Genomic DNA, 19888 nt, shown 5'->3' on the forward strand with positions numbered 1-19888 from the left:
TCAAGCTTTCCCTACCACCAGCGAATTTTTCACCAAAAGTTCGACTGCTGCTTGATATTGCAGATCCGCTTTTGTGCCAATCTGTTCGCGGTTAATAGCTGGTTGGGAAATAACTTTATCTGGCTTAATACCTAGTTTGTTAATATCTCGGTGTTCAGGAGTTTCATACTTAGCAATTGTCACTGCCAAGCCTGAACCATCTGATAATTCAAACAAGGATTGAATTAAACCTTTGCCAAAGGTAGTTTCGCCTACCAACTGGGCACGATGGTTATCTTGAAGTGCGCCAGCAAGAATTTCACTGGCACTAGCAGTTCCTTGATTTACCAAAATCACCAGAGGATCTTTCGTCAGGGCTGGGCCAAGGGCTTCAAAACTACCCTGAATGCCTTGTCGGTTAACAGTGTAAACGATAATCCCAGAGTCTAACCACAAACGGGCGATTTCAATTCCTGATTGCAATAAACCTCCAGGATTATTTCGTAAATCTAGAATGTAGGCAGCAGCGCCTTTTTTTTCTAGACTAGAAATAGCGTGTGCCAATTCCATTGAAGCGTTGGCATTAAATTGTGTAAGACTTACGTAGCCAATGGGTGTACCCTCAGCAGAAACACGCAAATCTGAAACCACAGGGTTAAGAGCAATGCGATCGCGTGTCAATCTAATTTCCGTTTCTGCCTCTCCGTCCCGTTCGATCGAGAGAGTCACAAGGCTGCCACTTGGCCCGCGCATTTTGGTTGCAGCTTCATCAAGGGTGAGATTTTCTGTGGAAACGCCTTCAATTTTGAGAATGCGATCGCGTGGTTTAATCCCCGCTTTATCTGCCGGTGAACCGGCGATAGGAGCCACTACTTCCAACTTCCCATTCTCAGGATTTAGGGCAATTTGCAATCCTACTCCAGTCAGTTCCCCAGAAGTATTAACCTGCAAGCTGCGGTACTGTTCTGGATCTAAAAAACGAGTAAAAGGATCGTCGAGGCTTTTAAGCATCTTCCCAATTGCCGTGTAAGTGGCATTTGAGTCTGCTAGTGGCTTCTCCAGAACCTTTTGCCGCACAGCCGCCCAGTTTTGATGATTAAAGGTCTCATCTAGATAAGTACGATTAACAATTCGCCAAACTTCCGAAACCAGCTTTTGTTCCCCAGTCAAAGCCACCGCCGACTGAGTAAGCGTACCCAACGCCAAGCAAAACGCCATTAACAATGAAAATCCAACTCGAAAGACTTGTTTGTTCATGAACCCCATTATCAATTCCACCTCAACCCAAATTGCCTAGATAATGCCCACTTCCTCTGTTGTTGATGAAATCTATCTCTCGATTATGTTACTTTTTTTATAGAAGTGGTGCATTTTTCTCATCAAGTTGTTCAGTCAACTGATGCCTCGTATCCACTCACCAAAGGATAAAATCTACTTTGTGTCCACCATTTTGTGTGTAGGGCGTAAAGAAATCGCAATATATTCCATCTTTACAGAGTGTAAAGTTTCTGAAATCTATTAGCACGCCAAAAGCTGAAAAGCTTTCCAAAAAAACTCCCCTTTACTAAAATCCCAAAATTACTAGTTGGGAGAGAAGTCTGACGATTCAGAACTTCGGGATTTATCAACCGCAACCGATTCTTAGGAACTTGAGATTGTATGACCAACGTTTCCGACTGGTTTGAGGAACGCCTGGAGATTCAGGCACTCGCCGAAGACGTTACTAGCAAGTACGTCCCTCCTCACGTCAATATCTTTTACTGCCTGGGTGGAATTACCCTGGTTTGCTTTCTCATCCAGTTTGCCACTGGATTTGCCATGACGTTCTACTACAGGCCAACAGTCACTGAAGCTTTCTCCTCAGTGGAATACATCATGAACGAAGTAAACTTCGGTTGGCTAATTCGCTCTATCCATCGCTGGTCTGCCAGCATGATGGTGCTGATGATGATTTTGCACGTCTTCCGGATTTACCTAACCGGTGGTTTCAAAAAGCCCCGCGAATTGACTTGGATAAGTGGTGTTATCTTGGCTGTGATCACCGTTTCCTTTGGAGTCACTGGCTATTCCCTACCTTGGGATCAAGTTGGCTATTGGGCTGTAAAAATCGTTAGCGGCGTACCAGAAGCAATTCCTGTAGTTGGTGTTTTGATTTCCGACCTACTGCGCGGCGGTTCGAGTGTTGGTCAAGCAACACTAACTCGTTACTACAGCGCACACACATTTGTACTACCTTGGTTAATTGCAGTCTTCATGCTGTTTCACTTCTTGATGATCCGCAAGCAAGGCATTTCCGGACCTTTGTAATCTCAGTTATTAGCGAAAAGCAACATTCGTCAGTTTTCAGATCGAGTTGTTTGTTTTAAACTGATGAAACACAAGAAGTTAATTGCACATAAGTTCCAAAAAACAAATACTTGTATCTGAAGCCGAAAGCTGTCGATGAAACTCTAGGCGGCTGACCGGAAATAGACACTAAATGCCGCCTATTGGTTGCCTAGTAGCCGATAGCTTTCACAAATGCTTTAATTTAACTTAAGCAGGAGAACACATTTCAAAATGTCAACACAAAAAAAACCTGACCTGAGTGATCCTCAGTTAAGAGCCAAACTTGCTAGAGGCATGGGTCACAACTACTACGGTGAACCAGCTTGGCCTAATGACCTACTTTACGTCTTTCCAATTGTGATCATGGGTTCCTTCGCTGCAATTGTAGCTCTAGCCGTGCTAGATCCTGCAATGACTGGCGAACCAGCAAATCCTTTCGCTACACCATTGGAAATTTTGCCAGAGTGGTATTTGTATCCAGTCTTCCAAATTTTGCGATCGCTTCCTAATAAACTTTTAGGAGTGTTAGCAATGGGTTCTGTACCAGTAGGTTTAATCCTCGTTCCCTTTATTGAGAACGTGAATAAGTTCCAAAACCCCTTCCGCCGTCCAGTTGCAACCACAGTATTCCTCGTTGGTACTCTTGTCACCCTGTGGCTGGGTATTGGTGCTGCTTTGCCATTGGATAAATCTTTGACCTTGGGACTATTCTAAATTAGTCACCAGAAAGTGCTTTGACGCCTGTGAGTTTCAAGAGCAGATGCAGATGTGCTTTTGAAAACAATCAACAGGCGTCAATTTTAACAGGAAAGAATTCAGGAGTCAGAAGCCAAAATTCAGAATTAAATTCTGAATGAAAAAGCGGATAACGCCACTAAAGCAAGTCCGCGTATACTACGGGTAAGCAATTTACGCACAGCGTCTCGTAGATAGCGTCTGAATAAATGAGTTTAATTCCTACACTAAATACACTTTTTTTAGTGGTCATGGGTCTGTAGCAAGACCCCGCAGAGTATTTTTCATTGATTGAATTCTGAATTCTTCTTCAATTGTTCAGATTGTATTTAAGATTTGAAGTTTTGGATGGAAAAGCTATTCCAAAATTTCAAATCATCAAAAGTCAACAAATACAAACATTTCTTACTTACTTAACGTAAGTTGCTAGTTATAATCTTCATCTGCCAAAATCATTCATGTTTTGTATTTTGGTACACAGAATATGTCAATTTAGATTTTTTGAGGCGAGAGAAATTTTGCGAACAGCGCAGAATTTAATAACTAGCAACTTGGGTTTACTTATATTCAACTCACAGTTAATGCTTAGTATAGTGCAGCAAGACCATCTGAGGGTTAAGAGCGAACTCAGGCTCTTAAACCAGGTGCAAGAATGGTTTGAGCAATTTTGTCTGCAACACTTGTCTCAACTTGGCTGGTCAAAAACCCAACTCGATCGCCTCAATTTAGCATTAGCAGAAGGTTTTACCAACGCTGTTCGTCACGCTCATCATGCTTTACCCCCGGAAACAACCATTGAGATTAACGTTCATCTGTGGATTGACCGACTAGAGATTAGAATTTGGGATTACGGAAAACCTTTTAATCCTGATGCGATCGCAGAGCCAGCCCCAGGTACTCTGCAAGTCGGTGGGTATGGATGGTTTCTCCTCCGGCGGTTGGCTGACCGGGTTGTATACGAACGTGGTGCGGATGGTAGAAATTGCCTGCTCATTGTCAAATACTCTGTAGAAGCACAAAAGTAACAGTGAAATAGTCAAGGACAAAGGAAGGTAATGAATACTTCTGATGTCGATTTTGGCTTGTGAGCGCAGGCGGAGTGTAGAGAAGGAATACCGACAACAAAATACGAGGACTTGTCTTCTCTAAAACACTCTCTTGCTAGCTCGATTGTACTTAAGAGTCAGAAAATAAAACTTCTCCTATAGTCATCACTAAGCTAACAAAAACTTTGCTCAAAAATTGAGCCATTCCTTTGAAAAAAAGTAGTTTTTATTGAAATACATAGTTATTTGATTGATAAAAGTGTACTCTTTCTTCAATATTATTTGAATAGAAGTAATATGTTTTTTCCGTGAAATTGCTTATTTATTATGATTTTTTTGTAAAATATCAAATAAATTTTTTGTATAAAAAGAATTAGTGAATATAGTACAAATAACATTCGAGTTGCACCAACTCCCTTGTTAAGATTTGTCAGCAGTGCTGAGAGTCTTAATGTTTCTTTAGCGGCTATATCAATCAAATTGGGTTTAACTGACACTTTAGAAATGGGTAATCTTGATGCAAAATGTGATTGGGGCTTTGCAGGTGATTATGTAGAGGCCATGTGGCTAATGTTGCAAATTGATCAGCCAGAAGAATATGTGATTGGCACTGGTAAACTACATAGTGTTAGAGATTTAGTTGCCACAGCCTTTGAGTCTGTGGGATTGAATTGGACGAATTATGTAGTATTAAATACTAGTTTTTTGCGACAAGATGAGCATTTTCAACTAGTAGCTAACCCCAGCAAAGTGAAAAGAAACCTCGGCTGGGAACCCCAAGTAAGCTTTGAAGAACTTTTAGAAAAAATGGTAAAAACAGATTTGGAGCGATTACAAAGCGGTGCGTAGGATGAAGTTTTTGCCCCAGGCATCGCACCCTCACCACGAGTGTAAATAATTTAAGATGCAAATCACTACAGTGACAAAAAACCTAAATTTAGGTGATAAAGTTAACAAAAAAACTAACCATGTCTTCGTGTTTTTAGAAATTTTTGCTCACGAAGGTGGTATTCAATCGTATATAAAAGATATTTTTCGCGCCTATCTGGGATTGAGCCAAGACTATAAGGCAGAAGTTTTTTTACTGCGAGATAGTGCTGATAGCTTAAATCCGTTTGAAGACGAGAACTTAAGATTTCATTACTTTAAAAATCAGTCTCCCTATTTGGGGAGATTGCAAATGGCAGCGGCTTTACTGAAGTGTCTGTTGCAGAGCCGTCCGCAGCAAGTTTTCTGCGGTCACATTAACTTAGCAGTATTAATTCAAACACTTTGCCAGCCCTTAGGGATTCCTTACACAGTGCTAACTTACGGCAAAGAAGTCTGGGAACCGTTGAAAAATCAGGAACGTCGCGCCCTGACATCAGCAGATAGAATTTGGACAATTAGTCGCTACAGCCGCGATCGCGCTTGTATTGCCAATAGTCTAAACCCAAAAATGCTACAGATGCTGCCTTGTGCAATTGATGCGGACAAATTTACTCCTGGTTCCAAACAACCAGAATTAGTCCAGAAGTATGGCTTAACTGGTGCGAAAGTGTTAATGACGGTAGCGCGATTATGGTCAGGAGATATTTATAAAGGTGTAGATGTTACCATTCGGGCACTACCACAAATCGCTCAGATTTTTCCAAAAGTGAAATATTTGGTAATTGGTCGCGGCGATGACCAACCGCGATTAGCTCAACTTGCTGCATATTTAGGTGTGAGCGATCGCGTTGTCTTTGCTGGTTTCGTTGCCACAGAAGAGTTAATGGAACATTATCGCCTTGCTGATGCCTATATTATGCCTTCGCAAGAAGGCTTCGGCATAGTTTATCTAGAGGCAATGGCTTGTGGAGTGCCTGTACTATCCGGTGACGACGATGGTTCCGCTGACCCCTTGCAGGATGGTAAACTGGGATGGCGAGTACCACACCGCAATCCTGATGCTGTAGCAACAGCTTGCATAGAAATGCTTCAAGGGGATAACCAGCGATGTAATGGAGAGTGGCTACGAGAACAGGCGATCGCTATGTTTGGCCTAAATGCCTTTCAACAGCACTTACAAAAAATGCTCCTATCCTCAGTAACAAAGTCCATTTGAGTCCAAATGACAAACAATTAATGACTCAATAACTAATGACTAAAATCGCTATCCTATAAGGAGAGCAGGACGAAATTTATTAAAAATGAGCTTTAAGTCATTTCAATTGAATCTTTTAAATCTCCGCCCTTGGCTCACCCTGCTGGCACTTGTTTGGTTGCTGGCATCAGTGGGCTTGGGTTGGTTAGTTAATTCATTGCTAATTATTTTTGGGTTGCTGTTGTTGGCACCTACTGTGGCTTTTTTTGGCTTTCGTTGGTGGCTGCAACGCAACTTGGTTGCCGATCAATGTCCCGTTTGTGGATATGAATTTACAGGTTTAAATAACAGTCAGTTACAATGTCCTAACTGTAAGGAATTACTGTTAGTACAACATAATCATTTTCAGCGCTTCACACCAGAAGGCACAATTGATGTCACTGCTGTCGAAGTTCCCGCTAAATCACTGGAAGAATAGTCATTAGTCATTTGTCCTTTGCTAATGACTAATGATTATTTATTTTTTTGCGAGATTGAGAGGCTGTAAGTATACTGTTGCGGGGATAGTTCGCCCACATGCAGCAAGTATTTTCCTGCCTGCCAATAACCAGAAAGTTCTGACTTCCCTCCAGAGTAACTATCTGCTAGTACACAAAATCGCCCTCCAGGCCCATCGATCAGCAGTGTTGGCTTTCCTTGACTCTCTACTGTTAATCGTAAATAAGGTAGTGACTCTGTAACTTGGATAACTTGACTAGGTTCAGTGGTAATATTGCCACAATTACTTTTGACAGTTCCTCCAGACTTTCCGTTCAAAATCAATGGATCTGGTTGGGAATTTCGATTAATTTGGATTGTTGGTGTCTGTGCTAAATTAGCCTCAGTGAAAACCAAACTCATAGCCAAAGCTGTGGGAATAATTGCAAGTAGCCTAAACGTCTTCATTTTAATTAATGCTCCAGATTTTTTTAGAGCAATATTGTTGATTTATATAGACGACAGCAATCTGTTTTAGTTCCAAAGAACACCGTATAAAGTAATACCAGTTCGTTAAAGATTATTTGTGAAGATTTAATAGGTGTATATCTGTAGAGATGTTGCATTGCAACGTCTCTAAAATTGATGTTTGGAAAGCAACAAAAAAACATAATTTTTCCCTGTCTAGAAAGGTCTTGCACTCACAGACATTAGCTAAAATCACTAAGACAACCACCAAAAATAGAATTTGGTTGGTCTATTGTTGAATAAGTATGCTAATGAGGTAGGAAAGATTGATGAATCCTCAACCAGAAGAAGACTTACAGCGTCGCCTCAATCAGCTAGAGGCAGAAGTTAATTCCCCGCCTGGGGTGGTTTCACAAGAACAAAAACAAACGCCTCAGTCTGTTTTTGCCAGCTTCAACTTGCAACTGGAGCGATTTCAGATTTGGTTCAACAACTTATCTAGTGTGAAAAAGTTGGTAGTTTCGGGTGTGACGGTACTAGTAGGCTTGGCGATAGTGCAAGCAGTGTTTAAACTAGTTGCATCTGTAATCAGTCTGGCACTTTTGGCAGTGTTAGTGTATGTTGGATACAAATTTTTTGTGTCTGGTAGCTTTCAACGTAAGCAATAAGTTGATATGCATTTACTTTGCATGCCTGGAGTTATGAAAGTCAGGAGCCAGAATACAAAGGACTCCTGATTTATAACTCCTAAATTCTATTTCAATATGCTTTTCTTTTTGCTGACTAGCTTAGTCTATTTTAATTGTGCCGATCGCGGCGTAGAAATAATATCAAAGGAAACTATACGATGACCTCACCAATTGTCAGGAGAACTAGTAATCAATCTGGTCAGTCCAAAAAATCGGAAAGAGCCAATTCGCTGCTGCTAGGAAGTAGGCGTTTTGCTGCTTGGGCGGCTGAAATCACATTAGTGGTTACTAGTGGGTTGATTCCCTTCGGCATTGGTGTCTATGCCAATTCTAGAAGCGATCTCAACCGAGTGCCGCTTAATCCCGTACTGGTAGTCACAGAAAGAGCGATCGCCAGACCCTTAGCTCTACCTGTGAGCTATGGCATCCGTAACGTTGCATGGCCGACTAATATTTTGTGGACAATCGCCTTGTTAGCGCCTGTAACTCTCTCGTGGTGGCAATTATATTTATTAGCCAAGACTGGTAGCACAATTGGGAAACGTTGGTTAAAAGTGCGGGTTGTCAACGAGCAAGGGAAGCCACCTGGATTGGGGGCAGTTGCGATCAGAGAAGGCGTTGGGCGTTGGACTATACCCATTTCTATCGCCTATTTGCTGTGGCGCTACAGCTTTGCTTTTCCGAATTTAGGATTATTCACATTTTTGTCTTTATTAATGATTGTGGGTGAAGGGATAGGATTACCGTCGCGTCGGGGGCGTCGCGCACTCCACGATCAACTCGCAAGTACTTATACCATTGATGCAGTTTTAGCTAGCAACAGACAAGCTCAGTCTGCTGGCGGTAACGAAGCAGAAGAATGGCAAGAGGGAGAAGAATTAGCGGCAGATCAAACCAGCCAGTCGCCTAATTTGTGGCGGCGGATACAGCAAAATCCCAATCTGACTTTGTTTGGGGTAGGGCTGACGAGTATGACTGCTGTGCTGGCAACTTTAATTGGCACTCAAGTTTATATTCAAATTCAACAATCCCAGCGAGCAACCAAGCAAATCAACAGCCAACAATTCCTCGAACTCGTCAAACAATTGACTCCCAACTCTGGGGCGACTAATGAGCAACGTCAAAGTGCAATTCTGGCTATGGGTGGTCTTAATGACCCACAATCGATTAAATTTCTTGCGGATTTATTAGTTAGCGAAACTAACCCCAGCCTTGTGGATACGATTCAACAAGCTTTGACAACTGTTGGACCTCAAGCCATCCCGGAACTCAAAAATAAGAATCAGTTTTTGGTGAGTGAACTAGAATCATCTGTGGATAGCACTGCAACCAAAGAGCGGGAATTACGCCAAGGGCGGCTACAAAGAAACCAACGGACAATCAACAAGATTCTCTCTGTTTATAGCGGTAAAAAAATCGAGGGTGTTGACCTTAGTAGCGCCCAATTAGGTCAAAGCGGTACTTCAGGAAGTTCCTTGTTCAACTTGGTACTGGACAATCTTGATTTATCAGGAGTTAAGTTTAAATCTGCAAATCTTAACCAAGCCAGCTTTAAGGGTACTCGCTTCCGGGGTGTGGGTGAAGATGGACGCTGGGATACCTACGACGATGTAATCGCTGATTTAAGCCAAGCTCAGTTGCAGCAAGCCAATCTTACAGATGCTAACCTCAGTCGCGTTTTGATGAACCGGATCGATTTGAGCCGCGCCACTCTTAACAGAGCCAACTTATCCAACGCGCGTCTATATGATGCTAAACTCAACAGCACCCAACTAGTAGGAGCCGATCTGCGAAACGCAGTTTTGGAAAAAGCCAGCTTGACTGGGGCAGATTTAGGCGATGCCAAATTGAACGAAGCCAATCTGTATGCAGCGCGTTTAGGTCGCGCCACTGCAATTGGAACACAATTATCTTTTGCTAACTTAACTAACACTGATTGGCAAGGGGCAGATTTATCAGGAGCTTATTTGGATCGTGCTAATCTCAGCAATGCTAACCTGAGTGCTACTCGTTTAACTGGTGCTGTTTTACGTTCTGCCCAAATGGAAAACGTTAACTTGCAAAATGCTGACCTAAGTCTTGCAGATTTACGAGGGGCAAATCTCGCTGGAGCAGATTTTAAAGGAGCAATTCTCGCTCCTAGCAAACAAGATCCAGCAGATCAGTTTGTCCAAACCCCAGATTTAGGTTCAGTATCTGCCGTAGTCCAAGGGGTTGATTTTTCTCAAGCCAAAAATTTAGATGCCAAGCAATTAGCGTACATTTGTACTCAAGGAGGCATTCATCCCCGTTGCCCGTAGAATGGAATGGGGACTGGGGACTGGGGATTGAAGAAGAGTTTTTCTAAGCTAATGCCCTATCCCCAATGACTAATGACTAATGACTAATGACTAATGACTAATGACTAATGACTAATGACTAATTGGTGTGAGGAGTTGGTTATGAAATATATTCCATCTTTGGTTTCAGTTTTGGGGGCTGGTTTGATCTTGAGTCTGGCGAGTACGAAACCAGCACAAGCTCAAGTAGCTTATGGTAGTTATATCGGTATCGGCCCCACTGTTGGTATTACCGATGGTATCCAATTGGGAGGGGTGATAGCAGGGCGTTACAAGCTTTTGGAAGCACCAATTTCACTGCGTGCCCAAGTATTAATTGGTAATAATACGGCTGTTGTACCAACGGTTTCTTACGATTTACCCCTCAACTGGCAAGCTGATGCCTACCTGGGCGCTGGATTAGTACTAACTGGTGGTGGTGATTCTTCTCCTGTGGGCGACAAAATTAGTTTTGCTTTACAACCGGGCATTGATTATATGATTCCAAATAGCAATACTGTCCTTTTTGGCAATGCTATTATTGCTTTTGATGCCTACCGAGATAGCAGTGGTACAGCTATCTCTGTACAAGGTGGTGTTGGTTTGAGATTTTAAGGGGCACGCTATCCCTAACAAGCGTTAAACTTCATTGCAAATTAAGAAGTTAGTCCGAACAACGTGATAGTTTTTGGTCATGAAGAGAGACAGCACAGGATTAACACAGGAGAACACAGTGGCAATGGAATCAAATTTATTAACGGATGCGGGCGCAGATGAAATGAATCAAGATTTCAGTGAATATGTCGCCAACCTGCAACTTCACATGACTCTACAAGCTCGCAATCTTGTTCCAACGCTGAAGCAAACACTGGTAGATAGTCGCCACCAATTACTTCATCAAACCCAAGCCCACTTTGAAAAGCTAGTTTCTCGGCAAGGGTTATAAAATATATACAAATTTTAATCAAAATTCAAATAAAATAAGGGCAGATGTTGTTGGGTCAATGCCAATGGTGTTCTCACAAGGTCTGCTTTTTCTGCTTTTTAAGTATTAAGTTACTAAAATCACCCTTTTGGCACAATAGTAGAGAGCAGAAACTGGTTAAGATTATTGCAGCAGTTCCTTCCTTTGAAGAGCAGTTAGTTAAGGCTAAATGGCGGCTCGAATAAAAATGACTTCATTACTCCCCAGAAATCTCAGCGTTGTTATCCGACCAGTCCAATACCGTGATCTGGACGGGATTGAGCGCATAACTCAAGAGTCATTCGCAGCCCTTACTCCGAAGGGAGCAGGTTTTGCCATCAGCCAGATGCAAAGGCTGCGTCGCTGGTATGGATTACTCAAATTTTTAAGTTGGTTTCCTAACCCGCTACAGTATCGCCTCTGTGCTTATGTCGCAGAGCAAGGGCGGATACTTTTAGGGATGATTCAAGTGTCACCTTTTAACCGCACACGCAGTACTTGGCGGATCGATCAAGTGCTACTAGAACGTGGTGTCGATAAACAAGGAATTGGTTCGCAACTTTTGCGTCATTGTTTTGAATCGATTTTGGAAGCTCGGACTTGGCTACTAGAAGTTAACATCAATGACATAGAGGCGCTGGCATTATATCGGCAAAATGGATTCCAGCGTCTAGCAGAAATGACGTACTGGGAAATTGGGCCAGAATTACTGGCTGAATTAGCGCAAGCAGAGCCAGACTTGCCCAATCTCATGCCTGTGAGTAATGCTGATGCCCAGTTGCTATATCAATTAGATACGGCATCAATGCCTCCTTTGGTACGTCAGGTTTTTGACCGCAATACCCGCGACTTTAAAACTAGCTTATTCGGCGCTTTAACTGATGCAGTCAAGCAATGGCTAACTAAAACAGAAGTAGTTAGTGGTTACGTATTTGAACCGCAACGCAAAGCTGCGATCGGCTATTTTCAGGTGCAACTTGACCGCAACGGTGAAGTTCCTCATGCTGCAACGCTGACAGTTCATCCTGCTTACACTTGGCTTTATCCAGAATTATTATCTCAACTGGCTCGTATTGCCCAAGATTTTCCCCAGCAAGGGTTACAACTAGCATCCTCAGACTATCAGGCAGAACGAGAAGAATATTTAGAGCGAATTGGAGCAAAACGCATAGAACATACATTAGTGATGTCTCGCTCTGTGTGGCACAAGCTCCGAGAGTCGAAATTCGTTTCCTTAGAAGGAATGCAGTGGACTGATATGCTGCAAGGTTTACAACCTACTCGTAAACCTATACCAGGTGGGATGTCATGGATACAACCAGGAAAGTTACCATTGTCAGATAAACCTCTGCCAAGCAAGCCAGAACCGATTAACTTTTCGGTAACAAACCCCAGCATAGAAACATCGCCGATTGTTGAATCAGCAGATGGACAGCAGGAGAAGTAGTGTGATATCCCAAGAGCAACCAAAACCGTTTATTTCCGCGTTGGGACTAGATTTTGGTCGCAAGCGGATTGGTGTGGCTGGATGCGATCGCACGGGTTTAATTGCCACGGGTATCACCACAATTGAGCGCACATCTTTTGAGCAGGATGTGGAGCTAATCCGACAAATCGTTAATGAACGTGAGGTGCAAATTCTAGTTATGGGCTTACCTTATTCAATGGATGGCTCACTAGGATTTCAGGCTCGTCAAGTTCAGAAATTTACTACAAGACTTGCTAAAGCACTAAACTTGCCTGTGGAATATATGGATGAGCGATTAACTTCATTTCAAGCAGAGCAACTGCTGATAGCTGAAAACCGCTCTCCGTCACGCCATAAAGGTTTAATTGACCGCAAGGCAGCGGCTTTAATTTTGCAACAATGGCTGGATGTTAAACGTGCCAACTCCCCTAGCTCAGTTGCGGCTATTGAATATTGATACCTTTTAACATGATATTCTGAAAACGATTAGCCAGCAGTTGTATCTACGTATAAAGCTATTTGTTTGACATAATATGTCATTAACTATAGTTAAACGATTTTCAAACTTGCTGGTATTTATTAAATTTATACATTTCGGCTATGTTTTCCTCTCCATTTCCTGAAGAAAATGATAACGCTCATGCGGGTTCCATCACTTTAACCGATGAAAAAGGGCGATCGCTCGACTGTTACATAGAGCATTCCCTAGAGGTAGATGGACAAGAATACGTTTTGCTTCTTCCTGTTGACTCACCTGTAGAAATTTTTTCTTGGGAAGGGGACGGTGAGGAAGAAGAAGCAGTTCTGGTAGAAGATGACACCATCATTGAGCAAATTTTTGCTAATGCCCAAGCTGTACTATCTGAGCAGAACTTGGTACTGAAGAATACAGCCTATGCTCTGACAGTTGCAGGTGATTTACCACCAGTGGAAGAATCAGAACTCTTCACCTTAGAAATTGAAGAGGAAGAGGCAAATTTAGAGCCTGAACAATTACAGCTACTCGCTAGCTTCTATGATGAAGATCAGGAGTATGCAATTTATACACCCCTAGATCCCCTGTTGTTTTTTGCACGGATAACAAAAACAGGTGAACCTGAATTGCTTTCTCCAGAAGAGTTCCGCAAAGTGCAGCCTCTGTTAGAAGAACATCTTTTTAATGAAGTTGAATAAGATTAAAAATTCAAAATGTAATATTTTCATTTTGAATTTTTTAATTGGCAGTTTTTCATTGAAATCACAATTTACTTAAATCTTTTACTATGTCCCATTAAATGTTAGAAGCAATGAAACATTAACATTACATTGGGGCAATTAGTATTGTTTAAATCCTGGAAAAAGCATTTTGGTATGAATTTTTAATTCCACGATCTAAAATCCCAAACTAGTATAAAGTGCTGAAAATGGCTTATAGTAATTTTACATTAAGTAAATTTAAAAAGTCATTCAGTATCCGCATTGATGAAAAAACTGATTTATGTGCTGATATAAAACCTTTACAACCAAGTGAGAAGCTCAAAAACTCTTTAGAAGAAACTACAGAATTAGCCTTAGCAATTAATACTGAAACAGCTCGCTCAGAAATGATTATCACTCCGATATTGTTGGAGATAAGACGCAGGGCTAATTATCCAATTAGTTTATTTTCGGGAACAGATTTTAATGTAGATGCAGAAAACGGTCTGAATGGCTATTGTGACTTTATCATCAGTCGTTCTAAAGAGCAATTAACAATTAATGTGCCAGTGGTGGTTATTATTGAAGCCAAAAATGAAAATATTAAAGGTGGATTAGGTCAATGTGCAGCAGCAATGTTGGCAGCACAATTGTTTAATCAACAAAAAGGAAATGAAATCAGAAAAATTTATGGTGCGGTAACAACAGGGGAGATTTGGAAGTTTTTGAAGTTAGAATAAAACGATATATTTATTGATTTGAGTAATTATTATATCAAAGAAATAGACAAGATTTTAGGGATTTTATCTCAAAGTGTTCAGGGAGATATTCCAGAATGGAGTTCGACTAACTAAACTATATTGGGTTATGCTCATTTGTCTTCGCTATCTACATTTGACTGTTGACTATGGTCTGGAACAATCTTTTACAGCCTGACTTGATTTTACAGGGTTCAGTATTGAACCTAACACTAGATATTATCCAAAAATACGGGCTAAAAGGGCTGGTATTGGATGTAGATGAAACTTTAGTACCCTTTACAGTCGGCATAGCTTCCCCAGAACTACGAGAGTGGGTAGAGCAAATCCGCACCTGTACTGCACTGTGCTTGGTGAGTAACAACCTCAGTGAAGCCCGAATTGGTGGAATTGCGCGATCGCTCAACTTACCTTACTACTTAGGTGCAGCCAAGCCTTCTCGACGTAAAATTAGAGCAGCACTTAGGGGAATGGATCTACCAGTGCATCAAGTAGGAATGGTAGGCGATCGCTTGTTCACCGATGTTTTAGCAGGTAATCGCCTAGGAATGTTTACCATTTTAGTGGAACCGATTGTTCATGCCGATGCGGCTCTCCGCTCTCATCCCGTCCGCAACTTTGAAGTTTGGATATCTGAAATTCTGGGAGCCTCTATTACCCCCAAAAAAAAGAAGATTCACAAAAGTTGAGAAATCGTCAGGAAAGTAAATCTAAAGAGATGGTTAAGGAATCCTACTGGAACCAAAAAATCGGGGATCATAAGTATTAATAACATGGGGTCAGCCAAAAAAGACCCTAACTCATACTAAACAAATATACTTGTGTAAAGCGTCAACCTTCACTATAGAGGGATTGGCGCTTTACAATTTCTTTAGTCATTTGTCCGTTGTCATTTGTGCGTTGTCATTCGTCAGTTACAAATGACAAATGACAAATGACCAATGATTAATGACAAATGACCAATGACTAATGACTAAAACAATTGTTATCAAAATCGGTACTTCTAGCCTAACTCAACCAGAAACGGGACAATTAGCACTTTCTACTATTGCTACCTTGGCGGAAACACTCTGCCATTTAAGACGTCAAGGACATCGGGTGATTTTGGTTTCTTCTGGCGCTGTAGGCGTGGGTTGTGCGCGGTTAGGTTTAACTGAACGTCCAAAAGCGATCGCACTGAAACAGGCTGTAGCAGCAGTTGGACAAGGTAGATTAATTCGGATATACGATGATTTATTTACTACTTTACAACAGGCGATCGCTCAAGTATTACTGACTCGTAGTGACTTGGTACAGCGCAGCCGCTATCTCAACGTCTACAACACTTTTCAAGAACTATTGGGACTAGGAGTGATTCCCATAGTAAATGAAAATGATACCGTAGCAATAGACGAACTAAAATTTGGTGATAATGACACCCTTTCAGCATTGGTTGCCAGCTTAGTAAAAGCAGATTGGCTATTTTTACTTACCGATGTCGATAAACTGTACTCAGCCGATCCGCGTTCTGTACCAGATGCGCGGCCGATCGCTTTAGTGAGTAGCATTAAAGAATTAACTCAATTACAAATACAGACAGGTTCCCAAGGTTCTCAGTGGGGTACTGGCGGGATGGTGACAAAAATTTCGGCTGCGAGAATTGCGATCGCGGCGGGAGTGCGTACCGTAATTACCCAAGGGCGATTTCCCCGGAATATCGAAAAAATTATTCAAGGCGAACTTATTGGGACGCATTTTGAACCGCAACCAGAACCAACTTCGGCGCGTAAACGTTGGATAGCTTACGGACTTGTACCTGCGGGTAAATTGTATTTAGATGAAGGTGCGATCGCGGCAATTTCTCTAGCAGGAAGATCCTTATTAGCGGCTGGAATTAAGCTAGTAGAAGGAGAGTTTAACACACAAGATGCTGTGCAATTATGCGACACCAATGGTAACGAAATAGCTAGAGGACTTGTAAATTACAACAGCAATGAACTGCAAAAGATTTCTGGGCGTCATTCACGAGAAATTTCCACAATTTTAGGATATGCCGGTGCAGAAACCGTGATTCATCGGGATAATTTGGTTTTAACTTAAAATGGAAATGAGAGAGTAAAACGCACAATTGAAGTTTACTGCTTACGAGAGCAAGAATATAAGAAAGTTATTAAAAGTGAACTTTTACCAGAATTAGATTTATCTCTACTTAATCGTTGTCTTTTGTTATCGTCTCCTTTTGGAAGCGATTAAAGAGTTTCGTCAAGGCATTCAACAGTAATAGCAGGTTTAAATAATAAAATATTTTTATATCGTTCAGAATGTTAATTTTTACATAGACTCTTAATTCTAAGTTTAACGGTGTCACAACAAAGAAGGTAATTGGTGCATGGAATAAAAAACACGCGCTCCAGATGCCTCAAGTAGATGAGCCTCACTTTGCTCGGTGTAACCTAAAACTCTCATCCCAGCAGCAACACCTGCACGCACACCCAAAACGCTATCTTCTATAACAGTGCAAGATGGAGCTTGAAACCCCATATTTTTAGCCGCATATAAGAATAAGTCAGGTGCTGGCTTCCAACTTCCAATTTGATATGAGCTAAAGATACGTCCTTCAAATCGAGGTAGTAGGTTAGTTACACGCAAAGCTAACTTAATTTTTTCCAGTGGGCCACTGGAAGCAACGCAAATAGGTAGATTAATCTTGTCTAAAGCTGCTTCTATTCCTTCTACAGGACGTAGTTCACGCTTCGTAGCCTCAGCAGTACGGCTACGAAGCTGAGTTACAAAATCTTGCGGCATCTTTTTCCTAAGTCTTTGCTCAATGACAGCAACACAATCAGCCATTTTGCAACCCTTAAATAATGAAATGGCTTCTTCAAGTTTCATTGCAAGTCCAAACTCAGCGACAAACTCCACAAGAACACGATTGCCTAATCCTTCGCTGTCTACCAATACTCCATCACAATCAAAAATAACTAATTCTGTTTGCACGCGCTCCACGCCTCACTCATTTACAAATTCGGGATTATCATAGAAGCGATCGCCACACCGCCCCATAAAGTCGCATCATCCCCCAGAACCGCCGGCACAATTTCAAAATCAACTTCCGGCAAAGCTGTCTCCCGCGCCAGTTGACGCACCACCCGCCAAAAATCCTCCCCCGCCTTTGTCACGCCGCCTCCCAACAAAAAGCGCTGCGGATTCATCAGATTTGCGACATTGCCAATACCCACACCTAGCGCCCAAGCAGCCTTGTGCAAAACTTCCTTCGCCAAATCATCTCCAGCAGCAGCCGCCTCACTTACCAACTGTCCCGTCAGCAATGTTAAATCATCTCCTACCAAACCCCTCAAAACCTCTCCATCTCTAAATCCTTTGTGCTTTTGCGGTTCCTTTTCCAAAATTTCCCTCACATTTTGCGCCATATAAGGCCCCGATGCCAAACGTTCCACACATCCCCGCTTCCCACACAAACAAACTGGCCCAGCAGGATCGACAACGATATGTCCAATTTCGCCAGCCATCCCACCAGCACCGCGCCAAGGCTGGCCGTTGAGTATCCAACCACCACCCACACCAGTGCTGACAGTAATATAAAACAGGCTATCGTATCCTTGTCCCGCACCAAAACGGTGTTCGCCCAAAGCCGCAACATTAGCATCATTATCTACACCAACAGGAACGCCAAACTCCTCCTCTAACAACCTTTTGAGAGGGATATTTTCCCATCCAATGACATGATGAGAAAGTCGCACCGTCCCTGTGGAAGCGTCAACTGGGCCGCCAAAGCTGACACCGATCGCAGCAGGTTTTGTGTCTTGCAACAAAGAGTAAATTAGCGATCGCATAATTTCCAAGTCAGTTTTAGCATCTGCATCTACTGGCGAGAGACGACGTTCATAACGCAACCACTTTCTCGAACCGATATTTACTGTTGCTGCTGCTAGCTTGGTTCCACCAAAATCGAGAGCTAAAATTAATGTCATAGTTTTTTGTACCTCTAAGTAGTTTCTTTCTCAAGAAAGATATAGCGGTTCCCATTAGATAAAGATCCCAGAATCGGGGGTAGTCAAATAATTAGTGGCAATATTTCAGCTGGTTAAATAATTGGCATGACTTAGCTACTCATCTTTTTGTGAGTTAAGTACTTTATCAATAAACTGTTGTAATCGTTCATAATGCGACCCTTTCCAATAAATGCGATCGCAGTCTTGGCAACGCTGGAATTCATCAATCTGCGAGCGCACATTTTCTGGCACTTGTTCAATAACAGATTGTTTATCTACAGGTTCTAATAATCCATTGCAGCGCAAACACCTTTGAAACGGCGAGACTAATTTAAATAAGTCGAAACGTTGCAATACTTCTACAATTTGTTGTTGAGGGTTAGTATTTCTAACATAATATCCATACATTACCAAACTACGCATCAATAGACCTTTATCACGAGTCAAGAGAATCCGCTCTTGAGTAGAGGATATTTGGGCTAATTCTTCATCTTCGTAGTCATTGCGGTATAAAGTATCAAAACCTAAAAGTCGTAAAGATGTCGCAAGCTTCCCCAAATGAATATCTAAAACAAAACGGATAATACTGAGCGGTTTTGGCAAAACAGAAACGCTTGGTATAATAATCTTCCTAACTGAAATTGGATAAACATTAATAGTATCTCCATCTGTAACTATGTAAGAAAAATTTACATATTCACCATTAACATTTATAAAATCCACTTCTGGATGAGGGACACCCAACGACTCGATCATGTCCTTAATTGAGGCTTTCTCTTCAAAAACATGAGAGATTCTCACTTGTTTGTGATGCCGTGGTAAAAAATGATTCAATTCTGTATGAAAGTAGAAATATGCGATCGCCATAGCTACAGATATTTAGATTAGTAAGTGCGCCTTTGCTAGCAGGAATCCGTCACAATTGCAAAGCTTTCTCTATTAAATTGAAGTTATTAATGCTTGTTATAGTAAAATATCTCCATAATAAAATGCCTATTTACCTTGATTTAAGCAATGTCCTAGAGGCAACAAACTGTATGTAAAGAATTCATAAAGATTCTTAAATACTTGCATTTCTTATTGACTTCAGTTACAGTCAAAGTAGATGCTTATCATCAAACCCTAACATTATCTTCGGGAAGTTAGATTAGGTGAAACGCTAAATACCGAATTTGTTAATGTTAATGTCAATGACACTGCTAATAAGTGGTCACTACTTTTGATTATTAACTTATCGCAGATGAAGTACGAGGAAGTAAAGCATTTGTCCCTAATTTGATTTTTTTATTTTTCTCAACTTATTGAGAAAAATTTGCAATATGTATAGATTGATAGATATATTGAAAGCAGGTAGGGTGGAAGAAATCTTAAAACAGTATTGGCTTACTTCAGCCTTATCTGTTTATTAAATACTTTCGCATCTAC

The 19888-nt window shown here is 41.5% G+C and carries 19 protein-coding genes and 2 pseudogenes; 16 read left to right on the forward strand and 5 right to left on the reverse strand.

The genetic code is table 11. From position 1 onward, the window contains the following. A complete protein-coding gene (gene ctpA, locus V7K79_RS12465) occupies nucleotides 1-1245 on the reverse strand; it encodes a carboxyl-terminal processing protease CtpA (protein WP_335048016.1) in 1245 nt (414 codons plus the stop codon). Between the two features lie 393 nt (nucleotides 1246-1638). On the opposite strand from ctpA, the gene petB reads away from it, so the two are divergent. The 6 genes and pseudogenes from petB to V7K79_RS12495 all read left to right on the forward strand — a co-directional run bounded on the left by petB (nucleotide 1639) and on the right by V7K79_RS12495 (nucleotide 6631). Then, nucleotides 1639-2286 carry a cytochrome b6 gene (gene petB / locus V7K79_RS12470; RefSeq protein ID WP_335048018.1) on the forward strand — a complete coding sequence of 216 codons (648 nt, stop codon included), beginning with the start codon at nucleotides 1639-1641 and terminating at the stop codon, nucleotides 2284-2286. 252 nt (nucleotides 2287-2538) lie between these two features. Then, nucleotides 2539-3021 carry a cytochrome b6-f complex subunit IV gene (gene petD / locus V7K79_RS12475; protein WP_335048020.1) on the forward strand — a complete coding sequence of 161 codons (483 nt, stop codon included), beginning with the start codon at nucleotides 2539-2541 and terminating at the stop codon, nucleotides 3019-3021. A 602-nt stretch (nucleotides 3022-3623) separates the two neighbouring features. Continuing rightward, on the forward strand, nucleotides 3624-4067 hold the full coding sequence (locus tag V7K79_RS12480) for an ATP-binding protein (RefSeq protein WP_335048021.1): 444 nt from the start codon (nucleotides 3624-3626) through the stop codon (nucleotides 4065-4067). A gap of 474 nt (nucleotides 4068-4541) precedes the next feature. Then, a pseudogene (locus V7K79_RS12485) lies at nucleotides 4542-4937 on the forward strand (GDP-mannose 4,6-dehydratase); the annotation flags it as partial. Nucleotides 4938-4992: 55 nt separating this feature from the next. Then, complete coding sequence (locus V7K79_RS12490; protein ID WP_335048023.1) at nucleotides 4993-6174, forward strand: glycosyltransferase family 4 protein; 1182 nt, start codon at nucleotides 4993-4995, stop codon at nucleotides 6172-6174. Between the two features lie 85 nt (nucleotides 6175-6259). Then, nucleotides 6260-6631 (forward strand): hypothetical protein, encoded by a 372-nt coding sequence (locus V7K79_RS12495; RefSeq protein ID WP_335048025.1) that lies wholly within the window; start codon nucleotides 6260-6262, stop codon nucleotides 6629-6631. 35 nt (nucleotides 6632-6666) lie between these two features. On the opposite strand, the gene V7K79_RS12500 is transcribed toward V7K79_RS12495, so the two are convergent. Further along, nucleotides 6667-7098, reverse strand: coding sequence for a hypothetical protein (locus V7K79_RS12500; RefSeq protein ID WP_335048027.1), 432 nt, complete (start codon nucleotides 7096-7098; stop codon nucleotides 6667-6669). Nucleotides 7099-7427: 329 nt separating this feature from the next. Here V7K79_RS12500 and V7K79_RS12505 point away from each other — a divergent pair, with 329 nt between their 5' ends. The 10 genes and pseudogenes from V7K79_RS12505 (at nucleotide 7428) to proB (ending at nucleotide 16550) form a co-directional block, all read left to right on the forward strand. Beyond that, nucleotides 7428-7766 (forward strand): hypothetical protein, encoded by a 339-nt coding sequence (locus tag V7K79_RS12505; RefSeq protein ID WP_335048029.1) that lies wholly within the window; start codon nucleotides 7428-7430, stop codon nucleotides 7764-7766. Nucleotides 7767-7945: 179 nt separating this feature from the next. Continuing rightward, nucleotides 7946-10087, forward strand: coding sequence for a pentapeptide repeat-containing protein (locus tag V7K79_RS12510; protein WP_335048031.1), 2142 nt, complete (start codon nucleotides 7946-7948; stop codon nucleotides 10085-10087). A 141-nt stretch (nucleotides 10088-10228) separates the two neighbouring features. Continuing rightward, nucleotides 10229-10720 (forward strand): hypothetical protein, encoded by a 492-nt coding sequence (locus V7K79_RS12515; RefSeq protein ID WP_335048127.1) that lies wholly within the window; start codon nucleotides 10229-10231, stop codon nucleotides 10718-10720. A 124-nt stretch (nucleotides 10721-10844) separates the two neighbouring features. Beyond that, on the forward strand, nucleotides 10845-11051 hold the full coding sequence (locus V7K79_RS12520) for a hypothetical protein (RefSeq protein WP_104907762.1): 207 nt from the start codon (nucleotides 10845-10847) through the stop codon (nucleotides 11049-11051). A 208-nt stretch (nucleotides 11052-11259) separates the two neighbouring features. Continuing rightward, nucleotides 11260-12516 carry a GNAT family N-acetyltransferase gene (locus V7K79_RS12525; RefSeq protein WP_335048033.1) on the forward strand — a complete coding sequence of 419 codons (1257 nt, stop codon included), beginning with the start codon at nucleotides 11260-11262 and terminating at the stop codon, nucleotides 12514-12516. Further along, the gene (ruvX, locus tag V7K79_RS12530; protein WP_335048036.1) at nucleotides 12497-12994 is read left to right on the forward strand and encodes a Holliday junction resolvase RuvX; all 498 of its coding nucleotides are present in this window, start codon (nucleotides 12497-12499) and stop codon (nucleotides 12992-12994) included. The genes V7K79_RS12525 and ruvX overlap by 20 nt, the downstream gene beginning before the upstream one ends. Nucleotides 12995-13137: 143 nt before the next feature. After that, entirely contained in the window at nucleotides 13138-13710 is a 573-nt protein-coding gene (locus tag V7K79_RS12535; protein ID WP_335048039.1) for a DUF3727 domain-containing protein, read from the forward strand. A gap of 230 nt (nucleotides 13711-13940) precedes the next feature. Then, nucleotides 13941-14567 (forward strand): annotated as a pseudogene (locus tag V7K79_RS12540) (hypothetical protein). Between the two features lie 53 nt (nucleotides 14568-14620). After that, nucleotides 14621-15160, forward strand: a complete 540-nt coding sequence (locus tag V7K79_RS12545) for a YqeG family HAD IIIA-type phosphatase (RefSeq protein ID WP_335048041.1) — start codon at nucleotides 14621-14623, stop codon at nucleotides 15158-15160. A gap of 280 nt (nucleotides 15161-15440) precedes the next feature. Next, nucleotides 15441-16550 carry a glutamate 5-kinase gene (gene proB, locus V7K79_RS12550; protein ID WP_335048043.1) on the forward strand — a complete coding sequence of 370 codons (1110 nt, stop codon included), beginning with the start codon at nucleotides 15441-15443 and terminating at the stop codon, nucleotides 16548-16550. 264 nt (nucleotides 16551-16814) lie between these two features. Here proB and V7K79_RS12555 read toward each other — a convergent pair whose 3' ends face one another. From V7K79_RS12555 to V7K79_RS12565, 3 genes are all read right to left on the reverse strand, one after another. Beyond that, nucleotides 16815-17447, reverse strand: coding sequence for an HAD family hydrolase (locus tag V7K79_RS12555; protein WP_335048046.1), 633 nt, complete (start codon nucleotides 17445-17447; stop codon nucleotides 16815-16817). A gap of 20 nt (nucleotides 17448-17467) precedes the next feature. Then, complete coding sequence (locus tag V7K79_RS12560; protein ID WP_335048048.1) at nucleotides 17468-18442, reverse strand: ROK family protein; 975 nt, start codon at nucleotides 18440-18442, stop codon at nucleotides 17468-17470. Between the two features lie 135 nt (nucleotides 18443-18577). Next, the gene (locus tag V7K79_RS12565; RefSeq protein WP_335048050.1) at nucleotides 18578-19330 is read right to left on the reverse strand and encodes a Mut7-C RNAse domain-containing protein; all 753 of its coding nucleotides are present in this window, start codon (nucleotides 19328-19330) and stop codon (nucleotides 18578-18580) included. Nucleotides 19331-19888: the final 558 nt, after the last annotated feature.

The sequence above is a fragment of the Nostoc sp. genome (assembly GCF_036917575.1).
Taxonomy (GTDB): domain Bacteria; phylum Cyanobacteriota; class Cyanobacteriia; order Cyanobacteriales; family Nostocaceae; genus Nostoc.

What these genes read in the sequence shown, in the direction of transcription:
- ctpA (WP_335048016.1), bottom strand. Translation starts at nt 1,245, where the DNA reads ATGGGGTTCATGAACAAACAAGTCTTTCGAGTTGGATTTTCATTGTTA.
- petB (WP_335048018.1), top strand. Translation starts at nt 1,639, where the DNA reads ATGACCAACGTTTCCGACTGGTTTGAGGAACGCCTGGAGATTCAGGCA.
- petD (WP_335048020.1), top strand. Translation starts at nt 2,539, where the DNA reads ATGTCAACACAAAAAAAACCTGACCTGAGTGATCCTCAGTTAAGAGCC.
- V7K79_RS12480 (WP_335048021.1), top strand. Translation starts at nt 3,624, where the DNA reads ATGCTTAGTATAGTGCAGCAAGACCATCTGAGGGTTAAGAGCGAACTC.
- V7K79_RS12490 (WP_335048023.1), top strand. Translation starts at nt 4,993, where the DNA reads ATGCAAATCACTACAGTGACAAAAAACCTAAATTTAGGTGATAAAGTT.
- V7K79_RS12495 (WP_335048025.1), top strand. Translation starts at nt 6,260, where the DNA reads ATGAGCTTTAAGTCATTTCAATTGAATCTTTTAAATCTCCGCCCTTGG.
- V7K79_RS12500 (WP_335048027.1), bottom strand. Translation starts at nt 7,098, where the DNA reads ATGAAGACGTTTAGGCTACTTGCAATTATTCCCACAGCTTTGGCTATG.
- V7K79_RS12505 (WP_335048029.1), top strand. Translation starts at nt 7,428, where the DNA reads ATGAATCCTCAACCAGAAGAAGACTTACAGCGTCGCCTCAATCAGCTA.
- V7K79_RS12510 (WP_335048031.1), top strand. Translation starts at nt 7,946, where the DNA reads ATGACCTCACCAATTGTCAGGAGAACTAGTAATCAATCTGGTCAGTCC.
- V7K79_RS12515 (WP_335048127.1), top strand. Translation starts at nt 10,229, where the DNA reads ATGAAATATATTCCATCTTTGGTTTCAGTTTTGGGGGCTGGTTTGATC.
- V7K79_RS12520 (WP_104907762.1), top strand. Translation starts at nt 10,845, where the DNA reads ATGGAATCAAATTTATTAACGGATGCGGGCGCAGATGAAATGAATCAA.
- V7K79_RS12525 (WP_335048033.1), top strand. Translation starts at nt 11,260, where the DNA reads ATGGCGGCTCGAATAAAAATGACTTCATTACTCCCCAGAAATCTCAGC.
- ruvX (WP_335048036.1), top strand. Translation starts at nt 12,497, where the DNA reads ATGGACAGCAGGAGAAGTAGTGTGATATCCCAAGAGCAACCAAAACCG.
- V7K79_RS12535 (WP_335048039.1), top strand. Translation starts at nt 13,138, where the DNA reads ATGTTTTCCTCTCCATTTCCTGAAGAAAATGATAACGCTCATGCGGGT.
- V7K79_RS12545 (WP_335048041.1), top strand. Translation starts at nt 14,621, where the DNA reads ATGGTCTGGAACAATCTTTTACAGCCTGACTTGATTTTACAGGGTTCA.
- proB (WP_335048043.1), top strand. Translation starts at nt 15,441, where the DNA reads ATGACTAAAACAATTGTTATCAAAATCGGTACTTCTAGCCTAACTCAA.
- V7K79_RS12560 (WP_335048048.1), bottom strand. Translation starts at nt 18,442, where the DNA reads ATGACATTAATTTTAGCTCTCGATTTTGGTGGAACCAAGCTAGCAGCA.
- V7K79_RS12565 (WP_335048050.1), bottom strand. Translation starts at nt 19,330, where the DNA reads ATGGCGATCGCATATTTCTACTTTCATACAGAATTGAATCATTTTTTA.